Origin of the sequence: Algoriphagus aquatilis (genome assembly GCF_042657405.1) — a bacterium.
GTDB classification, from domain to species: Bacteria; Bacteroidota; Bacteroidia; order Cytophagales; family Cyclobacteriaceae; genus Algoriphagus; species Algoriphagus aquatilis.
The window spans coordinates 75,014-83,274 of sequence record NZ_JBHSKS010000004.1 but is presented as its reverse complement, the minus strand read 5'-3'; the positions used below and the strand labels follow the sequence as shown (position 1 = coordinate 83,274).

Annotated in this window: 3 protein-coding genes; all 3 read left to right on the top strand. The window is 49.9% G+C overall.

The window, feature by feature from the left end:
- Positions 1 to 4,763, top strand: a 4,763-nt coding sequence (locus tag ACFPIK_RS06595; RefSeq protein WP_377913479.1) for an Ig-like domain-containing protein, incomplete at its 5' end; no start/stop codon positions are given.
- A 118-nt stretch (positions 4,764 to 4,881) separates the two neighbouring features.
- Positions 4,882 to 5,853, top strand: a complete 972-nt coding sequence (locus ACFPIK_RS06590; protein WP_377913477.1) for a PorP/SprF family type IX secretion system membrane protein — start codon at positions 4,882 to 4,884, stop codon at positions 5,851 to 5,853.
- Between the two features lie 2 nt (positions 5,854 to 5,855).
- Positions 5,856 to 8,249, top strand: coding sequence for an OmpA family protein (locus ACFPIK_RS06585; RefSeq protein ID WP_377913475.1), 2,394 nt, complete (start codon positions 5,856 to 5,858; stop codon positions 8,247 to 8,249).
- Positions 8,250 to 8,261 lie beyond the last annotated feature (12 nt).

Below are 8,261 nucleotides of genomic sequence, written 5' to 3'. Positions count from 1 at the left end.
CAGGTGGCAGCTTCAGTGCACCGGTTAACAGCAGCGGAACAGTATATGCAAGAACAGTAGGAACGAGCTGTGTGATCAGCTCAGCATACACTGTAGCTCCAGCTCCTTTAAGTCCAGAAGCACCATTAAGTAATGGTGATAAAATCGAATGTGAGGTGGGTCCTATTCAGACCCTTATAGCGTCTGTGACAGTTCCAGAAGGGATTTCTGTTGTTTGGTATAATGCACCAACTGGAGGAAATGTAGTTGCAAATCCAGTTAAAAACTCAGTAGGCTCAATTACTTATTATGCTGAGGCGATCAACAACGAAACAGGATGTAAGAGCTTGACCAGAACAGCAGTCACACTTACCATCCAAGAAGCTCCGGATGCACCTATGAGCGGTGGAAATCAAGTAGAATGTGAAGAAAGCCCTATCCAAACGCTAATAGCTTCAGCGACAGTGCCACAAGGAGTTACTTTGGTATGGTATGATGCTTCCAGCGGAGGGAATGTGGTAGCAAACCCAATCCGTAATTCAGTAGGCTCGGTTACCTACTATGCAGAGGCGGTCAACAATCTTACACAGTGTAAGAGCCTGACCAGAACAGCAGTTACACTGACCATCTTGGATGCTCCTGCTCCTCCAGTCAGTGATGGAGATATTACCATCTGTGAAGGAGAAAAATTGAAAATTACTGCTTCAGCTTCTGGACCGGGAACCATAGTGTGGTATGATCAGCCAGTAGGTGGAAACATTGTGGAAGACCCAAGTTTAAGTACTGTAGGATCTATTACTTACTATGCCCAGTCTGTTGGTTCTTCATGCTCAAGTCTTGAAAGAACACCAGTTATTTTGACCATCTTGGAAGCACCTGCTGCTCCAATCAGCGATGGAGATTTAATCGAATGTGAGCTTGATCCTTTGCAGACTCTTACCGCTTCTGCCAGTGCACCGGAAGGATTCTCGGTAGTGTGGTATGATGCAGAGATAGGTGGCAACATGATTCAAAATCCAATTTTGAACTCCATTGGCACAGTGACTTATTATGCCGAGGCAATAAATAATGAAACAGGTTGTAAGAGTTTGACCAGAACTGCAGTTAGCTTGACCATCTTGGAGGCTCCTGTAGCACCTATTAGTGGTGGAGATGTTGTAGAGTGTGAGCTTGATCCTCTACAAACCATTACCGCGACAGCAACTGCTCCTGAAGGCTTCATAGTTGTATGGTATGATGCACCAGTTGGAGGAAATGTGGTGGCAAATCCAATTCTTGAAGAGGTGGGTACTGTTACTTACTATGCAGAAGCAGTCAACGAAGAAACGGATTGCAAGAGTCTGACCCGAACAGCCGTCACTTTGACTATTCTGGAAGCTCCGGCAGCGCCGATCAGCGGTGGTGATATTGCAGAATGTGAAACTAATCCTATTCAGACCTTGACGGCTACCGCGAGTGTGCCTGAAGGTTTCACAGTGGTGTGGTATGATGCACCGGTTGGAGGGGATGTAGTAGAAAATCCAAGTTTGAATGCAGTAGGTACAGTTACCTACTATGCTGAATCTGTAAATAATGAAACGGAATGTACAAGCCTTTCAAGAACTGCTGTCACGCTGACCATTTTGGCTGCACCGGTTGCGCCAGAAAGCGATGGAGATCAAACGATCTGTGAAGGTGACACTTCATCCATAACAGCTTCTGCATCAGTTGCACAGGGCTTTAGCATTGTATGGTACACTGCTGCAAGTGGAGGAGACGTAGTTGCTAATCCAACGTTTAGCACTGTGGGTTCAGTAACATATTTTGCAGAGGCAGTAAATGACGAAACAGGATGTGTGAGTTTGACCAGAACACCAGTTACATTGACCATCTTGGCTGCACCGGTTGCGCCGATCAGTGGTGGAAATATTGTAGAATGTCAAGCTGGTCCTATTCAAACCTTGACTGCTACAGCATCAGTTCCTCAAGGATTTAGCATCGTTTGGTATAATGCGGCTATTGGTGGGAATATGGTAGCAAATCCAAGCCTAAGTACTGTTGGTAGTGTGACCTACTATGCAGAAGCAGTGAATAATGAAACTGGCTGTCGAAGCTTAAACAGAACTGCGGTGACTTTGACCATCTTGGCTGCACCTGTTGCACCGGTAAGTGGCGGAAATCAAGTTGTTTGCGAATCTATTGAAGCTCAAAATCTTGTGGCAACAGCCTCTGTTCCCTCAGGATTTAGTATAGTGTGGTACACTTCGGCAATAGGTGGTAATGTAGTGTCGAATCCTTCATTAAGTTCAGTAGGAACCATTACATACTATGCACAAACCATAAATAACCAAACAGGTTGCGCTAGTTTGACAAGAACTCCGGTATCCTTGACAATCGTACAAGGACCAACTCCTCCGGTGAGTGGTGGTGATCAAGTTGTATGTGCAACCTTCCCAGTTCAAACTTTAACAGCTACCGCGACTGCCCCTGGTACTCTAGTATGGTATAATGCACCTGTTGGTGGTAATGTGGTCACTAATCCAATATTGAATACAGTTGGTTCCGTGACTTATTACGCCCAGACAGTTGATGGAAGCTGCTCTAGCCTAGTAAGAACTCCAGTTACTTTGACTATTCTTCCAGCTCCGGCTGCTCCTTTAAGTGGGGGTGATCAAGTCTCTTGTGCAAGTTCTGAGCAGAGCAGTTTGACTGCTACAGCAAGTGTTCCAGCTGGATTCAGTGTAGTTTGGTACAATGCTCCAACAGGAGGAACAGTGGTTCAAAATCCTTCTATCAGTTCAGTGGGCACAGTAACCTATTATGCTGAGTCTGTGAATAACCAAACAGGTTGTTCAAGTAACAGCAGAACAGCAGTGACGTTGACCATCTTCAATTGTGACATATCTCTAGACAAGACCTCAAACGTGACCTCAGTGGATGCAGCAGGAGATGTGATTACTTACACGTTGACGGTAACGAATACGGGCAATGTGAGTTTGAGCAATGTGACGGTGGTAGATCCGTTGACGGGCTTGAACCAGACTGTGGGCACGTTGGCACCTGGAGCTAGCCAGTCGGTAACTACGACATACGCTGTAATCCAGTCTGATGTAGACAGCGGCCAGATTACGAATGTGGCTTCCGTGAGTGGCCAGGGCCCTGATCAGACGACAGTGTCGGCGCAGGATGATGCGGTTGTTACGGCGATACAGAATCCATCGATCGATGTTGAGATTACCGATAATGAAGCGGATATCGATGAGGAAGGAGAGGAGATTGACTATACGATCACGGTAACGAATACGGGCAATGTGACCCTGACCAACGTGACGGTAGTTGATAGCAAAACCGGTACGGTGGTGAATGTGGGTACGTTGGCACCAGGAGAGAGCAAGCAGGTAGAGACGGTGTATACGGTAACCCAGGAAGATGTTGACCGAGGCAGTGTGAGCAATGAGGCTACTGCGACGGGTGAGAGTCCGAATGAAGGGGATGACAATCCTACGGATATCGATGAGGTGACTACACCGATTGCGCAGCTGCCATCGATCGTGATCGAGAAGAAGTCAGACAAGACGGAGATTTTCGGAGCGGGCGAGGTAGTGACCTATACGCTGACAGTGACCAATACGGGTAATGTGACCTTGAGCGGTGTAACCGTGAAAGATCCGTTGACAGGATTGGTTGAGACGGTAGGCGTACTTGCTCCGGGCGCTACGGCAAGCTTTGAGACCGAGTATGTGGTGACCCTTGACGACATGGCGGAAGGCAGTGTGACCAACGTGGCGACGGTAGAGGCGACCACACCGGATGAGAAGAAGGTGAACGATACAGATACAGTGACTGTAGGAGCGGGATCCAACGAGATCATTGCCAATGACGATGCGTTCGGGGATTACTTCTCAAGATACGGAGGCCCAATTGGCAACATTCTGGACAATGACAGACTGAACGGAGTCCGTCCGGATGCGGAAGACGTGGATTTTGAATTCACCGAATTGGACGGCATCATCGGTTTGTTGATTGACGAGAGCGGGGAGTTGAGTCTGATACCGGGAGTGAATGAGGTGAGAGCGTACAGTCTGGAATACATCCTGAGAGAGACGGTGAATCCGGGCAACAGCGACAATGCGTTGGTATTCTTCAGGATTTTGAACAACGATGCGGACCTGTCGATCAGTAAGGTGGCCTTGTCCCAGGAAGTGTTTGAGGGGGATGTGTTCGAGTATGAGTTGGTGGTAAGGAATGTGGGCAGGACAGATGCTACAGAAGTGGTGGTGTTGGATAATCTTCCGAGCGGAGTGACTTACCTGAGCCATTCGGTGGCGGCTAACACGAGCGGTTCTCAGGTAGCGGTGACAGTAAGCGGCGGCAGTGTCCGTTTTGCGATACCGTTCATGGGTCCTGGCAGTTCGGTGACGATGCGAATCCGGGTGAAGGCAGGTGCTGCAGGCAGCGTGACTAACACAGCTGTGGTAAGCTCTTCCGAGGATGACATCAACGCGTCCGACAACACGGCAACGGCACAGTCACAGATTAAGCCGTTCAGAATACCGAATGTGATTACACCAAACGGTGACGGCAAGAATGATAAGTTTGAGATCCAGGGCTTGGGCAAGTATGCGAGCAACAGCATCGTGATCTTTAACAGGTACGGAGACCACGTCTTTGAGCGTGCGAACTACGGCAACGACTGGGATGCTCCCGGTCAGGTAGCGGGTACTTACTTCTATGTTCTCCGGGTGACGGATGCCGGCGGAGTGAGTACAGAGTTCAAAGGATGGATCCAAATTATCAAAGACTAAGTAGCAGACAGGCATTGAGCAAGGCTCGGGAAAATGGCAAGAACATACATCCTGAGCCCTGCGAGATTCCCCGCTCTGACAAGCCAAGTCTGACCGTTAAACATCAAAATACAAACAGATGAAAAGGACTTTTAAATCGATAGGAATTCTTTCAGTGCTGGCCTTTTTGGTCACAGGAGGAGTTTTTGGGCAGCAGTTGCCGCAGTTCAGCCAGTACATATTCAACGGGCTGCACGTGAATCCGGGTTATGCGGGCTACAAGGGAGAGCCGTATATCCAGAGTACCTACCGCAGCCAGTGGGTGAGTTTTCCGGGAGCACCGGAGACGTTCACGGTGACGGCGGACCTGAGTGCAAACGAAGGGACGATGGGCTTCGGGGTATCGCTGATGAGTGACCAGCTGGGTCCGGCCCGTACGACTACCGGGATGCTGACCTATGCATACCGCATTCAGACAGGAAGAAAGAGCTTTTTGGGTATGGGAGCGAGCGTGGGACTGTCGGAGTACATGATGGACGGAGACCTGCTGGACCCGAACGATCCGAACGATCCGGAGATACCGGGAGGCAGGATCAACATGTTTACCCCGAACTTGAACAGCGGTTTGTTTTTTCACAGCGACAAGTTTTATGCGGGTTTCAGTGTGTACAACATGATCGGCAGGAAGGCTTTGGAGCGTGAAGACATTGCGTTGGCCTACCATGATTTTCACTATTACCTGACAGCGGGAGCGATGCTGAAGGTATCGGACAACATCGGCTTCAAGCCGAGCTTTTTGATCCGTCAGGTGAAGGGTGCCCCGACCAACTACGACATCAACGGGATGTTTCTGTTTTTTGACAGGCTGTGGGTTGGGGGATCTTACCGTTCGAACATGAAGCTTTGGACCGAAGTTGATTCCAATCTTACAAACCGGAATGCGGTTGCGGCGATCATCGAAGTGTTTGCCACAGACAGACTCCGGTTGGGCTATGCTTATGACCAGAGCCTGAACGTGCTTCAGGACTACCGTCACAACTCGCACGAGTTGTCCCTGGGCTTTTATATGATACCGCGTACCGCCAAGATTAAAAACCAAAGATGGTTCTGATTATGAAAAAGACATTGACACTTGTTGGAATAGCCGCATTGTTTACACTGGGGATTACAGTGGAAACACAGGCACAGAAATCCAGGGTTCGGTATGCGGACGAGCAGATGGGTTTGATGAATTACACCGACGCATTGGCCATATACAAAGCTGCCTATGCCAAGAAGCCGAACTACGAGACGGCCAGGAAAACAGCTCAGGCATACGATCAAATCAAGGATTACAGCGAATCGTATTCGTGGTGGAAAACGGTGTCGGGCTATGAACAGGCCAGTGCCGATGACTATACCCAGCTGCTTAGAATCGGAATACTTTCTGACAATTTTGAGGATGCAAACGCGGTGATCAGAGCGAAGGGACTTTCAGCGGACAGTCTTGGGGTATCTCCGGTGACAGTCGGCAAAAGCGCCCGTAATCTGAAGCTGAGTGCTGTTGAAGGGATCAATTCCACGGAGTCGGACTTTTCGATGGTAGAGGATGCTCAGGGGAACAGGTATTTTGTATCGGACAGAGGGGGCAGCTTTACCAAAGAAATGCCGGGGATAAGAATTGACGGAAGGAACAAGATTTTCAGTCAGGAATCGAGCGGTCAGACAGGCAGGGGATATTTTTCGGTCTACAGGCAGGCCAAGGGAGGAGAAATCACCAAGGTGATCTCGCAGGTTCCGGGCTCGTTGAGTTTTTCGGATCCGAGCTATGCAGCCAAGGACAACCTGTTGTTTTATTCGGTTGCCCGTTCGATCACCAAGGTGAAGAAAAACAGGAATATCACGGTTCAGCCTGAGATCTACTACAGCAAAGTGGGGGCCGATGGAAGCCTGGAAGGCTTTACTGCGGTTCCGTTCAACGATTCGTTGGGCTATGCGGTGATGCATCCGTTTGTGGATGAGGAGACGCGGAGACTGTACTTCAGTTCGGATATGCCGGGCGGCATGGGTGGCTATGACCTGTACTATTCGGAATACGATGCGAACATGGTATTCGGCACACCGGTCAACCTTGGTCCTGGAGTGAACACCGATGGCAATGAAACCCATCCGTTCAGAAAGGGCAACAAGTTTTACTTCTCATCCACCGGCCACAAAGGCATGGGAGGCATGGATATCTTCGAGGCAGGCTATACGGCGGCATCGATCACCAATGCAGTGAACATGGGCACGCCGATCAACTCGGTTGCGGATGATTTTGCCTACAGAGAAGACAAAGACAGGACGGTGTATCTTTCTTCCAACAGGAAGGGAGGCATGGGACTGGATGACATTTACATGGCCAAGGAGATGTACAAGCAGTTTTTGGCCAGAGTACTGGATTGCAACGGTGAGGTGATTACCCAGAGCTATCTGGCCACCTTCCGTGACAAGACCCAAGGGATCATGGTACCGACGGCAAGAAACGGCAAGGGGGAGTTGACCGCCCAGCTGGAGCCGGAGAGTGACTTTGGGATCAGTATATCCAAGCCGGGCTACTTTACTTTGACCGACGAAAACATCAGCACGAAAGGCTTTGCGGGAGATACGATCAAGCGGGAGTATGTGCTCAAGCCGATCCCGTATCAGCTTCCGGTGCATGTGGACATTGTGTACTACGATCTGGACAAGTTTGTGATCCGCAAGGATGCGATGCCGGCGCTGGACAAGCTGGCCGAGCTGATGCAGAAGTACAGCTTCCTGGACCTGTTGGTTGCCAGCCATACGGACTCCAGAGCGAGTGACGAATACAACATCAAGCTGTCCAACAACAGAGCGAAGGCTGTTACGGAGTATCTGGGCGGAAAAGGCATCAGTGCGGACCGGGTGAGACTGGAGTGGTTTGGAGAGAGCCAGCTGGTCAATGACTGCGGCAACGGCAAACCGTGCAACGAGGTGAACCATCAGCTGAACAGAAGATCGGAGTTGGTGTTGGAGGCGTTTCCGGATCCTACCAAGCAGTATGAGATACCACAGGAGCTGAAGGACATGGACTTCTGTGAGCCGGAGGACATCTTTGAGAAGATTCAGGGAGAGATCAACGACATCCCGACGATCTACTTTGACTTTGACAAGTCGATGCTCAGATCGGTACACAAGCAGGAGCTGGAGCGCACGGCGGTGATGCTGAAGCGCATGCCGAACCTGATGCTGTACATCGAGGGTCATACGGACCAGCGTGGTGATGAGGAGTATAACAAGAAGCTGTCCGAGCGCAGAGCGCAGTCGGTGAAGGACTACCTGAAGAACAGAGGCATCGAGGACAACAGGCTGGAGTCCCAGTGGTACGGCAAGACCCGTCCGATCCATGACTGCAACACGGTGACCTGTACTGAAGCGATGCATCAGTTGAACAGAAGGACCGAGCTGAGAGTGGGCAAGTCCACCTTCGGCTATACCGGAAGACAGAAAAAAGTGGATACGATGTAAAATCATCCCTTC